This is a genomic window from Campylobacter concisus (assembly GCF_902460625.1).
In the GTDB taxonomy this organism is placed as follows: Bacteria; Campylobacterota; Campylobacteria; order Campylobacterales; family Campylobacteraceae; genus Campylobacter_A; species Campylobacter_A concisus_AD.
In genome coordinates this window covers 96975-120402 of record NZ_CABPUT010000004.1, presented here as the reverse complement: position 1 = coordinate 120402, position 23428 = coordinate 96975, and the positions used below count along the sequence as shown (strand labels likewise).

The following is a 23428-nucleotide window of genomic DNA, read 5'->3' as shown; positions in this document are numbered from 1 at the left end:
AAATTCTATTTTTTAAATAAGGACTTTAAATTTTAAAAATTTATATAGTTTTTTGGATTAAATTTAAAATAGCCAGCTGCAAATTTAGCAGCTGGCTAAAATTTTAGTTTTTATGTATGCGAAGGTAGCTATTTAGTGCTCCAACATAGGCTTTTGCACTTGCCATCATAGTATCTATGTCAAGTCCATGGCCTATTACAGCCGTTTTACCCTCAAACTCAACTTTTACATCAACCTTTGCAAGTGCGTCTTTACCTTGAGAAACGGATGCTACTTTATAGTCTTTTAGCGTGCCACTAATGCCGCTAATGCGATCAACCACCTTAAATATCGCATCAGCAGTACCATTTCCTAGAGCTGAGTCACTGATGATCTCATCATTGTGTTTTATGCTAATTGAAGCGCTTGCAAGGCTTCCACCGCTACTTTGAAGAAGAGCCGTGATCTCATAAGCTTGTGGAATTTTTGTAATCTCTTCAGCCACAAGAGCTCTGATATCGTCATCAAATATCTCTTTTTTCTTATCAGCTAGCTCTTTAAATTTTTCAAATGCCTTATTAAGAGCATCGCTATCAAGGTCAAATCCAAGGCTAGCAAGCTTATCTTTAAACGCGTGGCGACCACTATGCTTACCTAAAACAAGAGAATTTTTCTCAAGGCCTATACTCTCAGCGCTAATTATCTCATAGGTCTCTTTATGTTTTAGCACGCCGTCTTGATGTATGCCACTCTCATGAGCAAATGCGTTTTTACCAACGATAGCTTTGTTTGGTTGAGGCTCAATGCCTATAATACTAGCAATCAGTCTTGAAGTTGGATAAATTTCTTTTGAAATAATGTCTGTATAAAATGGAGCAAAGACGTCTTGGCGGGTTTTGATAGCCATCACTATCTCTTCAAGCGCAGCATTTCCAGCACGCTCACCTATACCATTTATCGTACCTTCAACCTGCCTTGCACCAGCTTTTATAGCCGCTAACGAGTTTGCTGTAGCCATACCTAAGTCATTGTGATTATGCACAGATATTATCGCTCTATCGCCTACAAATTTTACTATTTCACTAATGCGAGCAGTTATCTCTTCAGGATATAAATAACCAACTGTATCAGGGATATTTAAAGTTTTTGCACCCGCATTTATGGCAGCATCACAAATTTCTTTTAAAAAGCTCATTTCACTTCTACAAGCGTCCTCGCAGCTAAACTCCACATCATCGCAAAAGGTTTTTGCGTATTTTATAGACTCGATTGCACGTTTTATTACTTCATCTGGGCTCATTTTTAGCTTGTACTCCATATGAATTGGGCTTGTCGCTATAAATGTATGAATTCTCTTATTTTTAGCTGGAGCTAATGCCTCGCCAGCTGCCTTAATATCACGCTCAACTGCGCGTGCAAGAGAGCAAACCGTGATATTTGAGGCTTGCTTTGCTATTTGATTTACCGCATCAAAATCCCCTGGGCTTGCCGCTGCAAATCCAGCCTCCATAACATCCACGCCAAGCCTTTCAAGCTGAAGTGCAATCTGTAGTTTTTCGGCTGTATTCATTGATGCACCAGGGCTTTGCTCACCATCTCTTAAAGTCGTATCAAAGATTATAATTTTATTCTTATCCATTTTTGTCCTTTTTTGTTTTTTATATTTAAATTTTAAATTTGATGAGTTAAGTAAAGAGAAATTTGCTACCTAAGTAGCAGCAGTAGAGAGTTTTTGATTTCGATTTTTGGTAAAAATTTACGTGATTTTATGACGCCATTTTCGCTCATTCGCTCTCCTTTTTTTTGGAATTTTTACTAAACATTATAGTGGCTCTTACTATACCATAAAGCATATAGACGCTCATAACCAAAGTCGCACTTTCAAATGGATATAGATAAAGCATTGAAAATGCAACTACAAGAGCTACTAAAATTCTTATCACATGGGTTTGTTTTAAATTTATTTTTTTAAAACTTGGATAGCGGATGTTGCTAACCATTAAAGCTGCCAAAGTAGCTTCAAGTAGCATCAAGCACCACTCAAATCCTTCCAAAAAAGTATAGTCGATATAAATTCCAACCCAAAGTACGCTCACAATAGCTGCTGATGGTATAGGAAGTCCGATAAAAACATTTGGCTCATATGTACCAGTAGTGACATTAAAACGAGCAAGCCTGATAGCTCCAAAAACCACAAACATAGCAGCTATAAGTGCTCCAAATCTGCCAAAATTTTTACCAATAGTCAAATAAAATAAAACCGCTGGCGCTACACCAAAAGCAACAAGATCTGCAAGACTATCAAACTCTACCCCAAATTTACTAGTTGTCTTTGTAAGTCTAGCCACACGTCCATCAAGTCCATCTAAAATAAGCGATAAGATTATATAAATAATGGCTTTAAAATAGTTACCTTGAATAGATGAAATAATGCTAATAACACCCAAAAAAGCACTAGCTGCTGTAAATAAATTTGGCAAGATATACATTAGTTGCATCTTTTGTATGTTATTCATCTCTTTTTCCCTCTTCAAAATATCCCAAAAGTGAAGCAGCCTTTACGCTTTCTCCGACACTTACACATATCTTAGTATCTCTTGGTAGGTATAAAATCACCTCACCACTTCCTAAAAAGCCAAATTTCCTAGATGCTTTTAGGCTAGTAACATTTGAAATTTCTAAGCTTCTACTGAAGGCTCCAGCTATAATTTTCATAACAAATTTTATATTTTCTTTTTCAAAGCGAATAATAGCTCTTTCATTTAAAAATTCTGAAATTTTCATAGCCTGGCATAAGAATAAGCCATGTCTTTTTCGTATTTCAGCTACTTTTACATCACTTACAGCCCTTAATGTACCAACATCAAAAAAAGATTTTTCTATGACGATCTTAGCTACTTCATTATTATCAAAATTTGAAGCACTAATCTCTTTTATCTTGCCATCAATTGGTGATAGTAAAGCCAATTTATCATCAGAAAATGGCTCTCTCTCAGGATCTCTAAAAAAATAAAGTCCCAAAAAAAGTAAAATAGCAAAAAGTAGTGGCAAGATCCCAAATAGCAAAGATAAAACAAATAAAATTAGAAAAAATAATATAAATTTATATCCTGCTTTCGCGATATAGCCACTCATTTTTATTCCTCTTTTTTACTCTTTTCGTCTTCTTCGGTCTCTACAAGCCTACTCTCTAGATCATTTTCGATCTCATAGTTTTTAATGATCTCTCTAACTCTTTTTCCTTCGATTGTTTCTTCTTCATAAAGTGCTGATACCATATTTTCAATAGCGCCTTTATAAATTTCAAGCAAACCAAGCACAGCCGTGTATCTTTCATGAAGAAGTGTTTTTACAAACTCATCAACCTTTTCAGCCATCTTATCACTGTAATCTTTGATGCTTTGACCGCCATTTAAAAACGTAGCACGTTGCTTTTCAAGCACCATAAGACCAGCAACATCGCTCATACCATACATACTAACCATAGCTTTTATGATATCGGTCGCGCGCTCTAGGTCGTTGCTAGCTCCAGTTGAAATTTCTTTAATAAATACCTCTTCAGCAGCTCTACCAGCCAAAAGCACATCTACTTCTGCCATCAGTTCATGCTTTTGCATCATAAATTTATTCTCTTCAGGTGTGTTTAGAGTATAGCCAAGTGCCGCAAGACCACGTGGTACGACTGAGACTTTTGTTACCCTTTTTGCACCTTTTGTTAGCTCAGCTATCAAGGCATGACCACACTCATGATAAGTGACGATCCTTTTTTCTTTTGGATTTACGCGGCGAGACTTTTTCTCAAGACCAGCAATCGATCTCTCAACGGCCTCCACAAGATCGGCCTGCTCGACAAAAGTCTTTGACTTACGTCCTGCAAGAAGTGCTGCCTCATTTATGATATTTTCAAGATCAGCACCAGCTAAACCAGTTGTAAGCCTTGCAATATCTTCGATATTTACATCCTTACCGATCTTTACATCTTTCATGTGAACTTTTAAAATGTCGCAGCGTCCCTTAAAATCAGGCTTATCAACAAGCACTTGCCTATCAAATCTACCTGGCCTTAAAAGCGCAGCGTCCAAAACTTCAGGTCTATTCGTAGCTGCTATAACGATGACTGGCGACTTATCCGCATCAAAACCATCCATCTCAGAAAGAAGCTGATTTAGCGTCTGCTCTCTCTCGTCGTTGCCACCCATCGGACCAGAATTTCTACTTTTACCGATCGCATCGATCTCATCTATAAAAACGATCGCAGGAGCCTCTTTTTTAGCATTCTCAAAAAGATCTCTAACTCTACTTGCACCAACGCCGACAAACATCTCAATAAAGCTTGATGCTGACATAGAGAAAAATGGCACACTAGCCTCGCCTGCAACTGCTCTTGCAAGAAGCGTTTTGCCTGTGCCCGGAGGGCCAACTAGTAAAATTCCTTTTGGAATTTTTGCCCCAAGTCTTAGATATTTATCAGGACTTTTTAGATAATCAACTATCTCTTGAACCTCTTCTTTTGCCTCTTCGACACCTGCAACATCATCAAATTTTACTTTTGGCTTTTCAGAATTTATAAGCTTTTTTGCACTTCCTATACCAAGTATGCCACCGCCAATGTTCTTTTGCATACGACTAGCAATAAACATCCAAATGGCAAAAAATATAAATACTGGGATTATCCATGAAAATATAAGATCTCCAAACCAGTTATTTTCGCTATAAACGCTATAAGTTATGCCATTTTGCTCAAGTATACCAATGAGCGTTGGATCATTTATACGTTTTGCAAGATAGATAGTTTTGTCACTACCTATGCCTTTTATGGTAGTTTCTGAGATAGCAACCTCATTTAGCTGCTTATTTTTTAACATATCTTTAAACTCAGAATAAGCTACCATTTTACTCTGAGCATTGCTATTTAGCCCAAAAGAGCCACCTAGTCCGTCTCCACTAAAGCTTCTAAAAGCTAAAACTATAACTATTGCAAAAATGGCAAAAATGAAAATAGGATTTTTATTAAAAAAACCATTATTATTGCCACTATTTTGGTTATTATTTTGGTTATTCATCTATTTCCTTATAAACAAAGCTACTCCAATCGTTACTTTGTTTTATCTCAATTAGCTCCAAATCCTTAAATGTATCTTTAATCCTATCTTCGTATTTGTTTAAAATTCCTGACAATACCAAGTAGCCGCCTTTTTTAAGCGATTTTTTTAAGTCATTTGAGAGCATAAAAATGACATCAGCGATAATATTTGCTACAACAATGTCATATTTTTGCTCTAAATTTGCTATAGAGCCTGTCCAAATTTTATTAAATTTAACCTCATTCAACTCGGCGTTGCTAAGTGAGCTTTGTGTGGCTTGATCGTCTGTATCACAAGCATCAATCTTGCAGCCAAGCTTTGCCAAGGCAATACTTAAAATTCCACTTCCACAGCCCACGTCTAAAGTAGTATTGCCACTTTTTGCATATTTTTGTAAAAGCTGCAAGCAAGAATTTGTGCTTTCATGGTGCCCTGAGCCAAAGGCTAGAGCTGGGTCGATTATGATATTTGTTACGCCATTAAGTGGCTCTTCCCAGCTAGGTCTAACATAAATTTTATCAACCAAAATGGGCTTAACTGCCTTTTTATATTCACCTAGCCAGTCTTTATTTTCTTTTAAATTAAGAGAAATTTTTAAATCATTTGAAATTTTACGAGCACTAGAGAGCCCTTTTGCATACTCTTCAATACCCCAAGCTATATCTTTTAGATCATACTCTTCCCTGATGATGATCTCGTGATCTAGCTCTTCAACACAGGTAACTCCAAAAGAGAAAACTAGCTCTAAAATTTCATCATAAAAATTTGATGTTTTTATGCTTAATTCGTAGAATTTATCTTTCATTAACCAAGAACGTCTTCAAGCTTCTCTTTTAAAACTTGTGGCGTAAAAGGTTTAACGATGTAGTTATTAACACCTGCTTTTAAAGCTGTTATAACTTCGGCTTTTCCGCCCTCTGTTGTTACCATTATGATAGGCATATCAACATACTTCTGCTCTGCTCTTACCTTTTTAACAAGCTCAAGACCATTCATCTCAGGCATATTCCAGTCAGTGATAAGAACTTCGATACCTTCGTTTTGAGTTAAGATATTCCAGGCCTCAAGACCATGCTCAGCCTCAAGAATTTCTTGATGTCCTAACCTTTGTAAAGTATTTTTTATGATTCTTCTCATTGTTGAACTGTCATCTACAACCAAAATCTTCACATAATATCCTTTTAGTAAAAATTGCCCTATTCTAGCTAATTTAAATTTATAAAAGCTTTAACGCTACCTAAGTAGTTTAAAGGCCTCTTTTAGGTCAAGCAACCCTTCATAGTAGGCTTTTCCAACTATTACGCCACCAATCTCATTTGTGGCTTTTAGCATTAAAATATCATTTATATCACTCACGCCACCACTTGCTATCGTCTCAAGCTTGCTATTTCTAGCTATTTGCAAGCTAAACTCAACATTTACTCCGCCGAGCATTCCATCCTTGTTAATATCGGTACAAATCACAGCTTCCACACCAACATCTGCAAATTTTCTTGCAAGATCGACTGCTTTTATATTTGAAATCTCACCCCAACCTTGTACGGCCACGTAGCCATCTTTTGCGTCAATGCCAACTACAACTCTATAAATTTCAGCCATTTTTGCTGTAAATTCTGGATCTCTAAGAGCAACTGAGCCAAGGATCACTCTGCTAACTCCAAGGTCTAAATAGCGTTTTATTCGCTCTTCATCTCTTATACCACCACCCACTTGGACGCTTAAATTTGTAGCCTTTGTAATCTTTTCAATTGTTTTAAAATTTATCGTCTCTCCAGCAAATGCACCATCCAAATCAACCACATGAAGCCATTTTGCGCCATAATCTTCAAATTTTTTAGCAAGTTCACTTGGCTCGTTGCTATAAATTTTTGCACTTTGCATAAGACCTTTGCTAAGTCTAACTGCTTGTCCCTCTTTCAAATCAATAGCTGGAAAAATTTCCATCATAACCTCGCAAAATTCTCTAAAATTTTAAGTCCAGCTTCATGACTTTTTTCTGGATGAGGCTGAAAGCCAAAGATATTTTCATGCCAAACTGCACTTGTAAATTCACATCCATAAGTCGTCTTTGCCAGTGCAAATTTATCATCACAAACCACATGATAGCTGTGTACAAAATATAAATACTCAAGCTTTTTTAGTCCTAAATTTAATGGACTATTTTGCTTAAATTCCAAAGCGTTCCAACCAATGTGGGGTATCTTTAATGGTTTATCGAAATTAGCTTCATTAAATTTTACGACATCACCGGGCAAAAGAGAGAGTCCCTCATGCTCACCAAACTCGAAGCTTCGCTCAAATAAAAGCTGCATGCCAAGACAAATACCAATAAATGCTTTGCCGCTTTTTACGGCTTCTCTTACAGCTTCGTCCATGCCGTTATTTTTTAGCTTTGTCATCGCTTCACCAAAAGCTCCAACGCCTGGTAAAACAATGTGCGAATACTCCTTTAAATTTTCAGGCTTACTTACTAAGGCACATTTTTTGTCAAGAAAATCAAAAGCATTTATCACACTTTTGATATTGCCCGCACCATAATCAATAATAGCAATCATCTGTTCTCTTGCCTTTTTACGCTAAAAAGATAAAAGCTAAGTGCCGCCATTAGCATCGCCACGCCGCCTATTAGATAGATAGCGTTTATGATATTTTCAGGTGCAGTAATAGCAAATTTAAAGACTAGCATAAGAGCTTCGATCGCAAGTGCGATGATAATTGAGCCGATAAATCTCACCATCGTCTTATAAATAACGCTATTTGCTTCGTGATTTTTACCTAAAACCTCTTCTTCAAATATCGTCTTAACAAGATCAAAAATGGCAAGGGCCAGCGTTAAAATGATGGTTGATTCAAAAATTTCTTCGACATTTATATGCTCGATACTTTTTGAGATAAAGCTCTTTACCCCGTGCCAAAATAAAAATGCACAAATCATAAAAAGTGATGCACAAAAGAGCGCATAGACTGTCTTTAAAAATCTACCAAAATACTCCTCGACAAAGCCGCTATCGACCATATTTAGGATATTTTCTAGGCTTATGTCGATGCAAGCGATAAATTTAAGCTCATTTTTTTCGTTATAGATAGGCACACTTGCTGTGACGCATAAACCTCCATTTAGACTTGATGGATATGGATCGCTTAAAACGCACCTTTTCTCACGCACTGCAGTGTAATAGTATGCCTTGTTTGCGCGGTTTTCGCCTTTTAGAATTTTATACTTTTCATTTAGGCTGATAGAGTCTTCGATCTGCACGCCATTTTCGTCTAAGATATACAATGCGTCAAAATTTTCTATCTCGTGGCTGATCTTATCAAAGCCAGCTTTTATGTTCTCTAAACAAACTCCGGGCAGTCTATTTGGCAAATTTCTACTAAATAAATAGCAGATATACGCCCTTACCTTGTACCTCGTGTCACTAAATCTCTTAATATCTTTTATAACCAAAACTAGCCTTTTAAATTTAATGCGTGATTGAACTCAGGAACGATCTTTTTAAGCGCAGGTGCGATCTCGTTATCCTCAAGCTGCAAAAGCTCATTTATCTGCGAGTTTAAAAGTGCCAAATCGTAAGGCTCTGAATGTGTCACAAAGATCGATTCATACTTAGTTTGAACGTCATCTTTGTTGATAAGCAGCTCTTCATAAAGCTTCTCACCTGGTCTAAGACCTACAAATTCTATGCCCAGATGCTCTTTGTTTGAAAGTAGAAGCATCTTTTTAGCAAGATCAACAATCTTAACAGGCTCGCCCATATCAAGTACGAAAAGCTCTCCACCTTTTGCAATAGAGGCTGCTTGAAGGACTAGCTGACAAGCTTCTGATGTAAGCATAAAATATCTTGTGATCTCTGGGTGGGTGACGCTTAGTGGCCTATTTGCAACGATCTGCGCTTTAAATTTAGGTATGACAGAGCCGCTTGAGCCAAGGACGTTACCAAAGCGAACGCAAACTATCTCGCATACACCTGCTTCGTTTGAATTTAGTGCGTAAAGCTCGCAAACACGCTTGGTTGTACCCATTATGTTTGTTGGGCGCACTGCCTTGTCTGAAGAGATCATGACAAATTTCTTAACGCCATATTTTTTTGAAAGATCGACAGCATTTTTTGTACCAAGGATGTTGTTTTCAACTGCCGAGCGAGGATTTAGCTCGCAAAGTGGCACATGCTTGTAGGCTGCTGCATGGATGACGATCTCAGGTTTAAAGTCAGCAAAAACTTCTTCAAAATCCTTTAAATTTGTGATATTTACAAGCTTGCTAATAGTTCTTTTATCTTTTGTATCTTCGCCTATTTTATAAAGGTTAAACTCGCTGTGTTCAACCATTACAAGCTCACTTACGCCATATTTCAAACACTGCTTGCAAATTTCGCTTCCTATACTGCCACCAGCTCCAGTGACAAGCACTCTTTTATCTTTTAAGAAATTTGAAATAGCCTCTGGATTAAGGTCTTTTGGCTTTCTAGCGAGCAAATCTTCGATCGAGATATCCTTGATCGGCTCATTTTCGATAAGAGAAAAGAGCTTCATATCTCTTATACCATATCCACTTAGCTCATCAACTAGAGCTTGAAGCTCGTCTTGATCTAGCGCAAGCGCAATGATAGCGGTCTTTGCGTCATAATCTTTTATAAGGCTTGGTATCTCTTTTTTATCTTGCACTAAAAATCCATCACAATAAGTGCCAACAAGATCACTCCTGCCATCTACCACTCCAACCGCGTAGTAGTCAAGATAGCCCTGCTTTAAGCCACGCAAAACGTGAAGTGCCTTTGAGGTAGCGCCGATTACCACGCATGGCTCTCCTTTGTGAGGTTTGTTTGAAAAGTCAAGCACCATGCGTTTTGAAATTCTTAAAAGCCCAACAAGCAAGCATGAAATAAGAAGATCAATGAAAATGACGCTTCTTGGGTATGGATTTAAAAAATCTTGAATGATAAAAAATATGATCGTAAATAAAACCGCTGAGCAAACGTGAGCTAGGAAAATTTTTCTTGCTTCGTTTAATCCAAAAAATCTCCACGGTACCTTGTAAATTTTAAACATCCACATAAAAAATAGTTTAAATACGATCAAAAATCCAGCCGTTACAAAAAGCCCTTGCACATAGATATCTGGGATGTCGGCGTTAAATCTTAAAAGATAAGCCGCATATATCGAAAAGATAAATATAAAAACATCGCCAAGAAGGAAAAATACGAGCCTTTTTAACTTCGTTGCATGAAACATTTAAGCATTTTCCTTAACTATTTTGATCACTCTTGCTTGCGTCTCCTCGCTCATATCGCTACCACTTGGCAAGCAAATTCCTCTTGAAAATAGATCTTCGCTATATCCATCGATAAAACTTAACGCGCCTTTAAAGACAGGCTGCAAGTGCATAGGCTTCCAAAGTGGGCGGCTCTCGATGTTTGCATCAGCTAGCGCCTTGATCACTTTTAAATGTGTATCTTTTTTAGCAAAAACGCCAGTTGTGAGCCATCTGTTACCACGAGAATTTGGCAGCTCTGGCATAAATTCTAAAACGTCGCCAAGCTCTTTTTCATAAATTTCAAAGACTCTTCTCTTTTGCTCGACTCTTTTTTCCAAAACTTCCATCTGAGCCACGCCAATAGCACCTAGCACGTTACTTAAGCGGTAGTTGTAGCCATAGTCTTTGTGCTCGTAGTGAAGCAAAGGCTCTCTTGCTTGAGTGCTGTAAAACCTAGCTTTTTCTACAAATTCCTTATCACCAACTAGCATACCGCCGCCTGAAGTGGTGATGATCTTGTTGCCGTTAAAGCTATATGCGCCCATCACGCCAAATGTGCCAAGCGCCTTACCGCCGTAAAATCCGCCTAGTGCCTCAGCTGCATCTTCAACCAAAGCGATGCCCTCATTTTGGCAAATTTCACAAATTTCTTTCATCTTTGAAGCTTGTCCGTAAAGATGAGTAACGACTAATACCTTTGGCTTTTTAGGTAAATTTGAGATCGCTTTTTTAAGTAGTTCAGGGCTTAAATTCCAGCTCTCATCGCAGTCTATGAATACTGGAGTTGCTTTTTCATAAAGTATAGGCGAGACTGAAGCCATGAAAGTAAAACTAGAAGCCAGCACAAAATCACCCTCTTTTACGCCAAGGGCGCGAAGTGCTAGGTGAAGCGCCGCCGTTCCAGCACTTAGCGCTAGTGCATCTTTTGCTCCGGTGTAGTTTTTTATACTTTCTTCAAATTTATTAACATACTCGCCAAGTGGCGCTATATAGTTGCTTTCAAAAACTTTTTTTATATATTCTTGCTCTTTTCCGCTCATATTTGGTGGAGATAAAAAAACCCTATCCATTTCATCCCTTTCGTGATTTTTTGGCGATTTTAGCACTTATTTTTAAATTTATATCTTAGCACGCTCACTTGCAGGTACACCGTAAGCCTTTGTGCCATCTTTTATATCTCTAACGACCACACTTCCAGCGCCGATGATGCAGTTTTTGCCAATACTTATACCTTGAATTATGCTTGAGCCGATACCTATGTGCGTAAATTCGCCCACGCTAACATTTCCAGCAAGGGCTGCATTTGGGCTGATGTGAGCAAATTTATCTATCACGCACTCATGCTCTATCACCGCGCCAGAGTTTATGATAGCACCCTCTTTTATACGAGCTTTTGCGTTTATAACGGCATTTGGCATGACAACTACGCCTTTTTCTATCACAGCACTTTCGCTCACAACCGCACTTTTATGGATCAAATTTACTATATCAAAGCCAGCAGCCTCTACTTTTTGGCTGATTTTTTGCCTAGTTTTATTGTCACCAATAGCTATTATGATGTCAGCCTTTTCAAGCTCTGGGCTAAATTTAAACTCACTAGCATCGTCTAAAAAAGCTATCTCATCATAGCCATTATTTCTAGCGATGTCAGCTACTACAAGGCCATGCCCGCTTGCTCCGTAGATGTAAATTTTCTTAGTTTTTGCCATTAAATTTCTCCGTCGTCGCCTGCCCCTCTTTACTGACGCCACTTCGTTTTAGCACCTTTTCGATGGTTTGAAAAGCGATCTTTACATCAAGTATAAAGCTTAAATTTTTAGCGTAATAGACGTCGTACTCAAATTTTTTCTCCCAGCTTATGGCGTTTCTGCCATTTACCTGCGCTAGACCCGTGATACCAGGGCGCACGTCGTGGCGGTGCTTTTGCGTTTCGTTATAGATGGGTAGATACTCGACTAAAAGCGGCCTTGGTCCAATAAAACTCATATCGCCTTTTAGCACGTTAAAGAGCTGTGGCAGCTCATCGAGGCTAAGTGAGCGGATCAGCTTGCCAAATTTACCAAGACGCTGCTCATCTGGCAAGAGCTCGCCATTTGCGTCACGCTCGTCACTCATCGTCTTAAATTTATAAATTTTAAAAATTTTCTCATTAAGACCTGGTCTTGCCTGCGTAAAAATGACATCACGACTTACCTTTAAATAGATAAAAATCGCCGTTACTATGATGATAGGCGATGTTAAAATAAGCAAAAACAAAGCCCCCAAAATATCAATCACCCTCTTTAAAAAATTTCTATACATCTATAAATTTCCTATAAATTTCTATATATCTTTTTGCGATTTGCTTCTCGTCAAACTCGCTAACCGCCCAGTTTCTGCCGTTTTGCCCAAGTCTAGCACAAAGTGCTTCGTCATCAAGCAAAATTTTTATCTTTCCAGCAAGATCACTTGCGTCTTTTACCTTGCATAAAAGCCCGTTGTAGCCCTCTCTTACAGCTTCATTGCAGCCTGTCACGTCACTTGCAACAACTGCTTTAGCCATACTCATCGCCTCTAAAACCGTTCTTGGAAAGCCCTCTTTATAGCTTGGCAAAGCAAGTAAGTAAGAAGCTTTTAAAAGCTGTGGTATGTCGTTTCTAGCACCAAGATATCGCACTTTGCCACCTTTTAAAAAGCTCTCGTCTGCGGTTGATTTATTACCAGCAAAGCCCTCGCCCACAAAGACAAATTCGCAGTTTTTGTAGCCATTTAAAATTTCTGCTGCCTCATAAAATTCGCGAACGCCCTTGTGCCACATAGCTCTTGCGATCATCAAAATCACCTTTTTATCGCTAAGATCAGCCGCCTGCGTGATAGCTGGGTCAAATTTAGCAGTATCCACGCCGACACTTTTTATGCGGTACGCCTTGCTTTTATCTATTAATTTTTTTGAAATCATATAATCAGCATCCGAGTCGTTTACAAACACGCAAGCATCGGCCTTTGCAAAGGAAAATTTATAAAGACTCTCCATGACAAAACGCACAGCCTTTGTCTTAATATCATCATCGATATAAAAGCTACCAAGGCCTTCAACTAAATTTATCACATGCTTTATACCAGCGTTTTTAGCGGCAAATGTGCCAAATACATTTGACTTATGAGCGCCAGTTTGCAGCAGGTCCAAATTTAGCTCGCCCAAAATTTGAGATAATTTTTTTGAGTTATTTATCACGGTTAGCGGATTTAGGCTCGCCTTATCAAGCTCGTATGTAACAGCGTGAAAGCTTTTAGCAAGCTCGCCAGTGAAGTCGCCTTTTGGGGCGATAGCAAAAACCTCATGCCCCATATCTTTTAAAGTCTGCATAATAGGGCGTCTAAAAAAGTGTATGCTCATATCAGCGTGGCTTAAAAACCCTATCCTTGCCATTTTTACCTCTTTAGTTTATAAATTTTTGCCGCCCCGTCAAGTATAACTGGCTCAAAAATTTTTGGATCGTACCTTTCAAGTACAAAAAGCTGGATATATGCGCTATTTAAGATGCTTTCATCAAGGATGATAAACCTACCATAATCTCTCATAAAAATGACAGAAATATTTGAACTTTCGTTATTTTTATACTCTTTGACATTTAGCTTGCCAGCCTCGTTGTAATCAGTCTCTATGAAAGATTTAAGAGGCAAGATATTGCCATCATAGATTAAATTTGTGACATCACTTGATAGTGTAAATCCACCGCTTAACCTAATGCCATTTTCATTTTGCGAGATCGCTCTTGTGACGATAAAAAGTCCGTTGTTTAAATTTTTACCGCTTTTTAGATCGATCTTGCTAAACTGCAAAATGGTCGGGAAAATACTAAGCATCCTATCTGGAAGATAATAATAAATCTCCCTTGTCTTTGCTGGCAGGCTAAAATTTGCCTCTTTTATCTCGCTAAAAAGCTGATCGATGCTTGTGTTTCTCTCTTTTAAAATTTGAGCCAAGTTGCCGTTAAATCTCTCCTTGAAATTTCGCTCCGTATACTCAACATCAAGCCTTGCCATATTTGCTGAGCTCATCTCATCGCTTCCAAGTGCAAAACTCACGGCAAAATTTTCACGCCCAAGGTGCTTTCCACCATCAATGAGTGTCTTAACATCACTGTAATATCTAATCGGATATCCATAGTCCCACCACGCAAGCACGTAGTCCTCGCGATCTGCGATACTTTTTAACTTATTTAAAATTTCAACCTCTTTGTGCACAAAAACTGGTTCAGCCTTGTAACCATAGATATGAATAAGTGCTGGAGTGAGGGCAAGCACGGTTATGACAGCTCTTGATAGGCCTAAAACTAAGCCTTTTAGCTTTAAATTTGAAAGTACAAACTCCACTAAATAGCCAAAACCAAGAGCCATGATAGGCACAGCGTAAATAGTAAATCTAAGACCACTTTTAAAGGCTAAAAAGCCAAGTGCTAGCATGCCAAGTGAGACGGCAAATGAGCGGTTTTTAATGCAAAAAAGAGCAACGCCTGCAAGCGAGATCAAAAATGTTATGACATTTGCGCTGATCCTCTCGCAAAATAGCGTAAAATCAACGATACTTGACTCTTGGATAGTTTGATTAACATTAAAAAAATGAAAACTCATGCCTCCAACTTCAGGCGTGCCTCTAAAGACGTAGAATTTAAGCTGAAAGATGATCGGATTTAGTCCGCCGCGAATGGCAAAAACAACAAAAACAATAACCAAAGCAGCAAGAGCAAATTTTAAATTTATCGCCTCTTTTTTAAAGAGGCAAAGTGCATAAACTGCAAATACTAGGGCAAATTTAAGCGATAGATCAAGGTTTGAAATGGAAAGCAGAAGCAGCGAAATTTCAAGATAAAAAAGAGAATTTTTCCTATCAAAAATGAGCGTGTAAAGTAAAAATAGCCCAGTTAAAATGCTAATAAGCGAAAACGCGCTCGCATACCACCACATATAAATAAGCACGCTTAAGGGTGCGATTATTAGGCTATTTGCGTCCTTTTTCTCAAGCACTCTAACAAGCCCCCAAACGACAAAGACGCTAAGTGGGATGATGAGCATATCAGTATCGTAGTAGGCTGCCATAGTGCGGTTGTAGTAGCTATTTGCGACCACTGCAAGAAGTGCGGCGATAAAGCCAGCCATTTTTAGTTTGTATTCATTTGCGATCAGGATAACTGGCACAGCCACAAGCGATGAGAAAAATACGCTCATATAAATCATCGCCGTCTCAAGCTTGACACCTAGAAATTTCACGATCCAGTAAGTAAGCGTCGAGAGCGGATAGCCATAGTAGCTAAGGTCGTTTTCTTGGTGAAAGCCAGCCAGCATGTCCCTTGCACCCTCGGCAAATGCGTAGCCGTCGTTTGTGCTAATCATCAGCTCGTTGTTCCAGAAAAATACCGGATATTCACTCGCCCAAAAGATCCAGTAAAGCCTACAAACCACGCTAAAAAGGACTGCGACAAATATCATCAAGTATAAAGAGTAATTTTTAAAAAATAAATTTCTATTCATTAGGATTTTCCAAAAAATTTATAAGCTCGCTCGCTATGTTTTCACTATCAAAAAATTTAGCCCGATTATACGCAACCTTTTCAAAATTTTGCCTTATTTCAGGCGCATTAAGCACCTTTATCATCGCCTCTTTCATCGCATTTTCGTCATCAACTGGTACCAAAATGCCAAACTCACTCTCGCCCAAAAGCTCCCTTGCGCCACTTTTATGCTCGGTTGAGATGATAGTTTTTTCGCACGCTAGTGCTTCAAGCAAGACATTTGAAAAGCCCTCAAAACGCGAAGCACAAAGCAAACAAGAGGCGTTTTTTATATGCCTAAATGGATTTTTATCAGTGCCAAGAAGCTTTACTCGATCACCCACGCCAAATTTATCTATCAAATTTTGCAGCTCATCCTTTAAAGGACCTTTACCAAGGATGCCAAGCGTAGCACGAGGATCGTTAATCAAAGCTATTATTTTTATTAGCATAGCTTGATTTTTACCGCTATCAAGGCGGCCGATGTTTATAAAAAATGGCCTAAAATTACCCTCGATCGGCTCATCTTTTAGCAAATTTATAGTTTTTAGATCAAGGGCGTTATAAAGCACCTTTGTTTTGTCCTCGCTCATACCAAAATTTCTCACCAGATCCTCTTTATTGCCAGCTGCATTTGCTAGGATGAGATCAGCTTTTTTATAAAGATGAGTGAGTAAGAATTTATTAACTCGTCCGCTTAGATCGTTTTTATATAAGATAGACGGACAGCTTCGCTCACTGATAACTAGCCTCTTTTTAAAGCCCAAAATTCTAGCTATTGCAGCGATATAGCATGGGCGGTTCATCAGCACAAACTGCATGTCGATGTTTAAATTTTGACAAAGCTTTTTATACTTAAAGGCAAGTATTGGCATTGCCAAAAAGAGCCTTGCAAGCTTCTTTAGCCCGCTCTCGTAAGGATCGCTGTTTTCTATAAAGTGGATCTGCACCTCGCTTGGAATCTCGTAAGCGATGACCTTGCTCATTAATATAAGATGAACTTCATAACTTTTAACCAAAAATGGCAGTAAATTTGCCACATTTCGCTCAGCCCCACCAGGTCCCATCGAGTATAAAAAAACGGCTAATTTTTTCACTTGCTAACAACCTTTTTGATAAATTCTCGCCACTGCTTGATGATATTTTCTTTGCTAAATAAATTTGCACTTTCTCTAGCGTTTTTTGCTAGTTTTTGCCTTAAATTTTTATCTTTTAAAAGCATTTCAAGCTTATCTTTTAGATCATTTGCGTCGCCATTTTTAAAGATAAGGCCGTCCGTGCCGTCATTTATAAGCTCTCTTGCACCCACAGTGTCGCTACCTAGCCTAGCGCAACCAAAGGCGCCCGATTCGATTAGCACGTTTGAAAGTCCCTCACTTCTTGAGCTTAGAACAAAAATTTTAGCCTCACTATAAAGTTTTATGACATCACTCGTGTGACCTAAAAATTTGACATTAAGCCCTAAATTTGACGCCATTTGCTTTAGCTGCACTTCTTGCCTGCCACTGCCTGCGATCTTTATCTCCCAGCCATCAAGCAAGCTCTTATCCACCTTGCTAAGCGCCTCAAAATAGATATCATAGCCCTTTACCGCCTCCAGTCTTGCCACGCTTAAGATGACGTTTTGCTTCTCGCAAATTTCAGGCACACCGATAAAAAGTGGGTTGTGGATGACCTCGCGATTTTTGGCAAATTTATAGTAGTCGTAGTCGCTTTTACTTAGCACGCTTAAGCCATCTACAAAGCGGTAGCTAATATCACGCATAGCGCTTGCGATTTTGCTTTTTAGGTAGCTGTGCTCGTGATGCTCGGTTGCTATTAGTTTGCTCTTTAGCCCAGCATTTGCCAGCACGCAAGCGACGCTTGTCCAGTCGATAAAGCTAATTATCAGATCAGCTTTTTGCTCTTTAAAAAGTGCTCTAAGAGCGAGAATTTTTTTAAATTTTAAAGCAACACCTGAACCAGTGACGTTAAGATTTATGATATTTATCTTTTCACTAAATTTATAAAGTCCAAGATCCTCTTCAAGCAGGGCGATAGTGATCTCATTGTCTTTACAAAGCTCATTTGCAAGCACATTTAGCACTCGCTCAGCTCCGCCGTTTCTAAGTGCGGCGATGACAAAAAGAATTTTCACTTCACACCTCCAAGCCTTAAAAGCTCCAGCCATTTTTTATAAATTTGCTCCACGCTAAACTCATCAAGTCTAGTCCTTGCATTTTTGGCAAATTCGCCCATTTTTGCCTCATCTTGGATCAAATTTGCAAGCTTTTTGCTCATCTGATCAGCGTCATTTATCTCGCAAAGCAAGCCATCAAAGCCATCTTTTATAAGCTCTTTTGCCCCGCTAGTTTTTGTCGCAACCCTTACGCAGTCATAGTTTATCGCCTCTATCAAGGTGTTTCCAAGACCCTCGAAATTTGAGCAAGAGAGTAGTGCCTTTGCCCTTTTATAAAGCGAAGCGATGTCGCTTACATTGCCTAAAAACTCTACATCAGCACCCAAGCTTTTAGCTAAATTTTCTAAATTTGCTCTCTCTCCGCCATCCCCAGCGACAGCAAATTTATAGCCGCTTTGCTTTAAGTTTGCAGCCACTCTTACAAACATTTCGCAGTTTTTTATCTTATTTAGCCTACCAACAAAGATGACTAAATTTTCTTTAGCAAAGCCCTCACTACGCACCTTTTCAAAGAGCGGGTTGTAAATTTTCATCACATTTTTGCAAAATTTAGAGTAGTAGCCTAGATCCTCGTCGCTTAGGACGCTAAGTGCGTTTGCAAATGGATAGCTTATACGTCTTAGCACCTTAAAAATAGCTCTTTTTGGCGCAAGATAGTTTGTGTGCTCGCTTATAACTATAGGCGTTTTTAGCCCAGCCGAGCTAAAGAGCACCAAGGTATTTACGGCGTCTAAAAATGATATCACAGCATCAAATTTGCCCTCTCGTATGAGCGCTCTTAAGGCAAGCACCTTTAAAACTCTCTTTTTTAAATTTCCAACCAAGCCAAGCTCATCAGCCCCAACGCCCAAATTTATGAGCTTTACACCGCTTGCTAGCTCGTAAAATGGCTCATCTTTGTCAAATTTAACAAGGCTTACCTCGTGATCCATGCTAAATCTTGATGCGATCACCGCGCAAACTCGCTCCGCACCGCCACTTCTAAGCGTTGATGTGACAAACAATATCCTCATACGCCAAACCTTTGTTTTATCTTCACTCTAAGCTTTGAAAGTGCTGGTAAAATGCCACTTGGAAGCGGGCTAAGCAGTAAAAAAATAAACGCTTCTTTACTAAATTTAATACTAAGACTTTTAAAGATACACCTTAGCATCAGGCCATATTCGCCAGCGATCTTGGCGTAGTAAGCGGCGTTTTTATACTGCATAGCTAGAAATTTTGGCTCATTTTTGATAGCGATGTCGTAGTGTAAATTTGCTGTTTTGATGTAAGCATTTGCCACGCTTAACGCGTGCTTGCTGGCATTTAGCGTAGCACTGTCGCTTCTTGCGATGCGGTAGATGTAAAGTGGCTTTTTAAGGTAGAAGACTTTTTTTTCAAAAAAGCGGATATAAAGCTCATTTTCGCCGCCAAAACTACTCTCATCAAACCTAAAGCCGTCTATAAATTCACGTGAAAAAAGCTTAAAATACTCGCCATTTATCCGCCCGCAGTGATAATCAACCTTGCTCATCACTCCGCTCTTATTATAAGGGCTTCTGCCAGCCATCACCTCAGTCATCACGCCATCTTTTTCACAGATCGCGTCTGCAAAAATGCACGAATACTCGCCACCTTTTAAAATTTCATAGCACTCAGCAATCGCCTCGCTCATTAGCTCATCGTCATCGTCAAGTAAGCAGACAAACTCGCCTGTTGCGTTATCAAAGCCGTTATTTTTGTTGCCATTTGGACTCTTTTTGTGAGCGGTATTTTTTACAAATTTGATCCTTGCGTCGTTAAAACTCTTGCAAATTTCTCTCGCGCTCTCATCATCGCCGTCGTCAGTTACAACTATTTCTAAATTTTTATAGCTTTGAGCTAGAGCGCTTTTTATGGCCTTTTGTAAAAGCTCTGGACGCTTATAAGTCGCGGTTACGATGCTAACTAATGGCTCGCTCATTTAGCCCCTTTTAAAAATTCTCTCATAGCCTTGAAGCTTCTCAAGTCGTGAGAAAAGTATAAATTTAATTGTCTTTATGTAGGCCTTTAAATTTGCGCTATATCCTCTCTCAAGGCGCTCGCCCTCGATGTTTGAGCCACTAAGATCGGTTGGGTGCGCAAAAAGATCGCAAAAATACATCTGCATATCATTAACACCAAGCAAATAGTCCCAAACATCTGTCGTGCAAAGCGCGCGCTTATGAATTTCAAGCAAATTTTTAGCGCCTTTTTTAGTTAGCACATAAGCCCCTGCCCTATAAATGCTCGAAAATGAGTGCTTAGAAACCTGCCAAAGCGGCTTACTTAGGCTAGTATCCACCTTTTTGCCAAAGGCGCTAAACCTGCCCTCTAGCCCATCTTGCATGCCACATATCAGCACGCTGTTTTCAGGCATCTTGCTAGCTGCCAAAAAGGCCTCTTTTATGTCTTGATCATCTCCTATCACATCATCTTCAAAGATGAGAGCAAATTTAGCCTCGCTTGCCAAAAACGCCTCATAGGCTTTCACATGCGAGAGCGAGCAGCCAACCTCTGCTGGGCTTAAAACCTTGCCATAAGCTTTAAATGACGGCGAAATGATCTTATAATACTCCCTCGCGTTTAGCTCCCTGCCATCGACTGCGTCTATTAGCTTAAAGCTATCATAAGAGCTAAATTTCTGCTGTAAAAGCTCGCGCCTTTTGGTATCTTTTGCCAAAGAGATCAGGTAAATTTCATCCATTTAAGACCTTTTAAATTTTTTTAAAATTTTACGCCAGACTATGCCTCGCTCAAAAGCATTAAAAAACAAAAAATATCCCAAAACATAAGCTGCGCCGGCGTATATCGCAGCAAAGATAGCAAATTTTAGCCAGTTATCTAGGCTCACAAAGTCCTTGCAGGCAAACATCGCAAGCACGCAGAGCGCAAAAACGGCTAAATTTTTAAAATAAACCCCGTAAAATGTGGTGAGCTTTACCTCTAAATTTAAAGCAGCGTTTATGAGATCAAAGCCAAGAATTCTTATGCTATAAAAAATGGCTGCGACGATGACGATGCCATAAACGCCGCAGTCACTAAATTTAAGCAGGGCGATCTGTGCTATGATCGTGTTAAAGCCAAGGATGGTGTTGGCAACGGCTGGTCGGCGAAGCTTGTTTGTCGCGCTATCAAGGTTAAAAAGCGAAAAAACAAAGCTTATAAATATAATGGGCACAAGCGTGATCATCGAGACGTTGTAGATAAATTTGACCTCATCTGCACTTTTAAAAGATAGCCAAAGCGTGTAAAAATCAAGTCCAAAAACTACGAAAAATGCAGCCGGAGCGCTCATCACAAAGGCTATCACCTTCATAGAAAATTTAGCCTCTTTTATGAGGTCCGTGATCAAATTTTTTGAGTAAAGCTCGACAAATTTTGGCGCAAAGATACCGCTAAGCTGCGCTACAAAGCTCTCAAGTATGATAGGAGCGGCCTTGGCAACTGAAAGAAGTCCTGTGGCGTTTGCATTTACAAAAATGTTGCAGATAAAAAGGTCCATGCCCGTCAAAAGTATGCGGTTTAGCGCATTAAAGCTATTCCAAATGCCAGAGTTTAAAAGTTCTTTTATCTTAGAAAAGTCAAATTTACTAAGGCTAAATTTTAGCTCCGGCGTGATGCGAGCTGACATAAAAATGGTGCTAAAAAAGACAAAAAGGCTAGCCACAAGCGCCGAAATAGCGATATATGAGATAAATGGCTTAAAAAAGAAAAAGAGCGCCACGATGAGGATCGCTAGGATCGCACTTGAGATGGCATTTCTGATGGAGAGTAGATAGAGCTTGTTTGTCACAAATGCACAGACCGTTAAAACGCCGTTAAATAGGCCGACACAGAAATTTATAAAGTAAAAAACAAGGGTCATTCTCACGTCAAAGAGTAATTTTTCAGGGACATTTAAAAAGCTTTGCAAATTTAGTATGAAAACAGAGCTAAGCACCACCACAACGGCGCAAAAGAAGATATTTACGACAAGCACTGATGAGTAGTAGGTGTTTGCAAGGTTTAGATCTTTTTTGTGCCAAGCATGAGCGACAAAGCGCCCACTAACAGAGTTTATTGCTACACTCACGACCGCTGCGTAGCTAACGATGGCGTTACTAAGACCCACAAAGCCAAACGCCTCATTGCCAAGGCTTTTTAAGATAAATGGCGTAAGAAAGAAATTTATGCCCATTGATACGACAAAAACGACGATTGAGCTTATTAGATTGATTAGCATTAGATTTTTAACCTATAAATTTTTACGCCACTTGAGATGACAAATGGCTCAAAGTATCTCTCATCGGCCTTTTCAAATATAAAAAGCTGCACAAAAGATGAGTTAAAAGCATTTTCATCAAGCAACAATATCCGCGCATAATCTTCCAAAAAAACCACATAAATTTTGGCATTTTTATCTATGATTTTTTCATCTATTCGCAAATCTTTTCCAGCACCTTTTACCTTATAAAATGATTTTATAGCTTTTTTCTCGCCGTTATGTATGATAAATTTTTGCTCATTTGTAGGCAAAGTATAGCCGTCTCCAAGGTCAATACCAGCTTCGCTAACGCCATTTAATGCACTAACATGATAAAAATCCTCTTTTTGCCTTTTGCCAGTTGTAATGTCGATATAGCTATATCTAAAGATATTTGGTGCGATGTCAATCATATTTGGCACAAGATAGTAAAAAACATCTTTTTTTGCAGCTGGCAGAGTGAAATTTTCGCTTTCAAGCTGACTTAAAAAAGTATTTATATCACTTGTGTTGTAGTCTTTTAAAATTTTATCTATTGGCCTTATATTTTGCTCAAGCGAGGTGTCATTATACGTAACTGCCACTCTTGCAAGTCTAGCCGAAAATGCCTCATCTTTTCTCAAAGCAAGGCTAACAAAATAATTATTTTTGCCACCTTGTCTACCAGGATCGTTTAAAGTCATGACATCAGCAAAATACTTTATAGCATATCCATAATCCCACCACGAAAATACATAATCATCGCGCTTAGTGAGCTTTTTAAGTTCATCAAGCGCAATTGCCTCATCACGGTTAATCACAGTGTTTGGCCTATATGAATAAGCAAAATCTAAATTTATAGCAAGAGCGGCTACGGCAAAAACTAAAAATGATAAATTTTTAATGAAATTTCTAAGATCAAATAAATTTAAAAAAAAATGCAAAAAATAACCAAAACCAAGCGCAACAAGTGGTGTTACGTACATAACAAATCTAACTCCGCTAAAGAAAGAGAGGAGTCCAAGTCCAAGCATTGGCAACGTAAGTAAGAATGGACGAAATTTAAAGCAAAGTAGCAAGTATCCAATAATAGCTGCCAGTAATATAAGAATATTTCCCGACATGAAATATATAAAATACAAAGGACTGGCACTTTTTACTTCGCTGATGAAATTATAT

21 protein-coding genes and 1 pseudogene are annotated in these 23428 nt (G+C 38.8%); all 22 read right to left on the bottom strand.

Annotated elements, in window-relative coordinates; translation table 11 throughout:
• Positions 1 to 103 precede the first annotated feature (103 nt).
• Positions 104 to 1618, bottom strand: coding sequence for a 2-isopropylmalate synthase (locus tag F3G69_RS03675; protein ID WP_107824507.1), 1515 nt, complete (start codon positions 1616 to 1618; stop codon positions 104 to 106).
• A gap of 145 nt (positions 1619 to 1763) precedes the next feature.
• Positions 1764 to 2495: a CDP-diacylglycerol--serine O-phosphatidyltransferase gene (pssA, locus tag F3G69_RS03670; RefSeq protein ID WP_149714456.1), complete on the bottom strand. Its 732-nt coding sequence runs from the start codon at positions 2493 to 2495 to the stop codon at positions 1764 to 1766.
• Entirely contained in the window at positions 2488 to 3114 is a 627-nt protein-coding gene (locus F3G69_RS03665; protein WP_103599825.1) for a phosphatidylserine decarboxylase, read from the bottom strand. The genes pssA and F3G69_RS03665 overlap by 8 nt, the downstream gene beginning before the upstream one ends.
• A 2-nt stretch (positions 3115 to 3116) precedes the next feature.
• Positions 3117 to 5042 (bottom strand): ATP-dependent zinc metalloprotease FtsH, encoded by a 1926-nt coding sequence (gene ftsH / locus F3G69_RS03660; protein WP_149714455.1) that lies wholly within the window; start codon positions 5040 to 5042, stop codon positions 3117 to 3119.
• Positions 5035 to 5868, bottom strand: coding sequence for a 50S ribosomal protein L11 methyltransferase (locus F3G69_RS03655; protein WP_149714454.1), 834 nt, complete (start codon positions 5866 to 5868; stop codon positions 5035 to 5037). The genes ftsH and F3G69_RS03655 overlap by 8 nt, the downstream gene beginning before the upstream one ends.
• Positions 5868 to 6233, bottom strand: a complete 366-nt coding sequence (locus F3G69_RS03650; RefSeq protein ID WP_002939933.1) for a chemotaxis response regulator CheY — start codon at positions 6231 to 6233, stop codon at positions 5868 to 5870. The genes F3G69_RS03655 and F3G69_RS03650 overlap by 1 nt, the downstream gene beginning before the upstream one ends.
• Before the next feature lie 63 nt (positions 6234 to 6296).
• Positions 6297 to 7007 carry a 1-(5-phosphoribosyl)-5-[(5-phosphoribosylamino)methylideneamino]imidazole-4-carboxamide isomerase gene (hisA, locus tag F3G69_RS03645; RefSeq protein WP_149714453.1) on the bottom strand — a complete coding sequence of 237 codons (711 nt, stop codon included), beginning with the start codon at positions 7005 to 7007 and terminating at the stop codon, positions 6297 to 6299.
• Positions 7007 to 7618, bottom strand: coding sequence for an imidazole glycerol phosphate synthase subunit HisH (gene hisH, locus F3G69_RS03640; protein WP_149714452.1), 612 nt, complete (start codon positions 7616 to 7618; stop codon positions 7007 to 7009). The genes hisA and hisH overlap by 1 nt, the downstream gene beginning before the upstream one ends.
• Positions 7615 to 8511: a PDC sensor domain-containing protein gene (locus tag F3G69_RS03635; protein WP_149714451.1), complete on the bottom strand. Its 897-nt coding sequence runs from the start codon at positions 8509 to 8511 to the stop codon at positions 7615 to 7617. The genes hisH and F3G69_RS03635 overlap by 4 nt, the downstream gene beginning before the upstream one ends.
• Positions 8512 to 8513: 2 nt before the next feature.
• Positions 8514 to 10295 (bottom strand): UDP-N-acetylglucosamine 4,6-dehydratase (configuration-retaining), encoded by a 1782-nt coding sequence (pglF, locus tag F3G69_RS03630; RefSeq protein WP_149714450.1) that lies wholly within the window; start codon positions 10293 to 10295, stop codon positions 8514 to 8516.
• Complete coding sequence (pglE, locus tag F3G69_RS03625; RefSeq protein ID WP_103599832.1) at positions 10296 to 11387, bottom strand: UDP-N-acetylbacillosamine transaminase; 1092 nt, start codon at positions 11385 to 11387, stop codon at positions 10296 to 10298.
• Between the two features lie 48 nt (positions 11388 to 11435).
• A complete protein-coding gene (gene pglD, locus F3G69_RS03620; RefSeq protein WP_103599833.1) occupies positions 11436 to 12026 on the bottom strand; it encodes a UDP-N-acetylbacillosamine N-acetyltransferase in 591 nt (196 codons plus the stop codon).
• Positions 12013 to 12618, bottom strand: coding sequence for an undecaprenyl phosphate N,N'-diacetylbacillosamine 1-phosphate transferase (pglC, locus tag F3G69_RS03615; protein ID WP_149714449.1), 606 nt, complete (start codon positions 12616 to 12618; stop codon positions 12013 to 12015). Before pglC ends, pglD begins: the two co-directional genes overlap by 14 nt.
• A complete protein-coding gene (gene pglA / locus F3G69_RS03610) occupies positions 12611 to 13726 on the bottom strand; it encodes a N,N'-diacetylbacillosaminyl-diphospho-undecaprenol alpha-1,3-N-acetylgalactosaminyltransferase (RefSeq protein WP_149714448.1) in 1116 nt (371 codons plus the stop codon). The genes pglC and pglA overlap by 8 nt, the downstream gene beginning before the upstream one ends.
• Before the next feature lie 2 nt (positions 13727 to 13728).
• Positions 13729 to 15828 carry an STT3 domain-containing protein gene (locus F3G69_RS03605; protein ID WP_149714447.1) on the bottom strand — a complete coding sequence of 700 codons (2100 nt, stop codon included), beginning with the start codon at positions 15826 to 15828 and terminating at the stop codon, positions 13729 to 13731.
• The gene (gene pglJ / locus F3G69_RS03600) at positions 15821 to 16945 is read right to left on the bottom strand and encodes an N-acetylgalactosamine-N,N'-diacetylbacillosaminyl-diphospho-undecaprenol 4-alpha-N-acetylgalactosaminyltransferase (RefSeq protein WP_149714446.1); all 1125 of its coding nucleotides are present in this window, start codon (positions 16943 to 16945) and stop codon (positions 15821 to 15823) included. The genes F3G69_RS03605 and pglJ overlap by 8 nt, the downstream gene beginning before the upstream one ends.
• Entirely contained in the window at positions 16942 to 17985 is a 1044-nt protein-coding gene (locus F3G69_RS03595) for a glycosyltransferase (RefSeq protein WP_103599838.1), read from the bottom strand. The genes pglJ and F3G69_RS03595 overlap by 4 nt, the downstream gene beginning before the upstream one ends.
• Positions 17982 to 19040 carry a glycosyltransferase gene (locus F3G69_RS03590; RefSeq protein WP_149714445.1) on the bottom strand — a complete coding sequence of 353 codons (1059 nt, stop codon included), beginning with the start codon at positions 19038 to 19040 and terminating at the stop codon, positions 17982 to 17984. The genes F3G69_RS03595 and F3G69_RS03590 overlap by 4 nt, the downstream gene beginning before the upstream one ends.
• Positions 19037 to 19969 carry a glycosyltransferase family 2 protein gene (locus F3G69_RS03585; protein ID WP_149714444.1) on the bottom strand — a complete coding sequence of 311 codons (933 nt, stop codon included), beginning with the start codon at positions 19967 to 19969 and terminating at the stop codon, positions 19037 to 19039. The genes F3G69_RS03590 and F3G69_RS03585 overlap by 4 nt, the downstream gene beginning before the upstream one ends.
• Complete coding sequence (locus F3G69_RS03580; RefSeq protein WP_149714443.1) at positions 19970 to 20731, bottom strand: glycosyltransferase family 25 protein; 762 nt, start codon at positions 20729 to 20731, stop codon at positions 19970 to 19972. It lies immediately after the preceding gene.
• The gene (locus tag F3G69_RS03575; RefSeq protein WP_149714442.1) at positions 20732 to 22249 is read right to left on the bottom strand and encodes an MATE family efflux transporter; all 1518 of its coding nucleotides are present in this window, start codon (positions 22247 to 22249) and stop codon (positions 20732 to 20734) included.
• Positions 22249 to 23428: pseudogene (locus F3G69_RS03570) on the bottom strand (STT3 domain-containing protein); the annotation flags it as partial. The gene F3G69_RS03575 and the pseudogene F3G69_RS03570, both read right to left, overlap by 1 nt.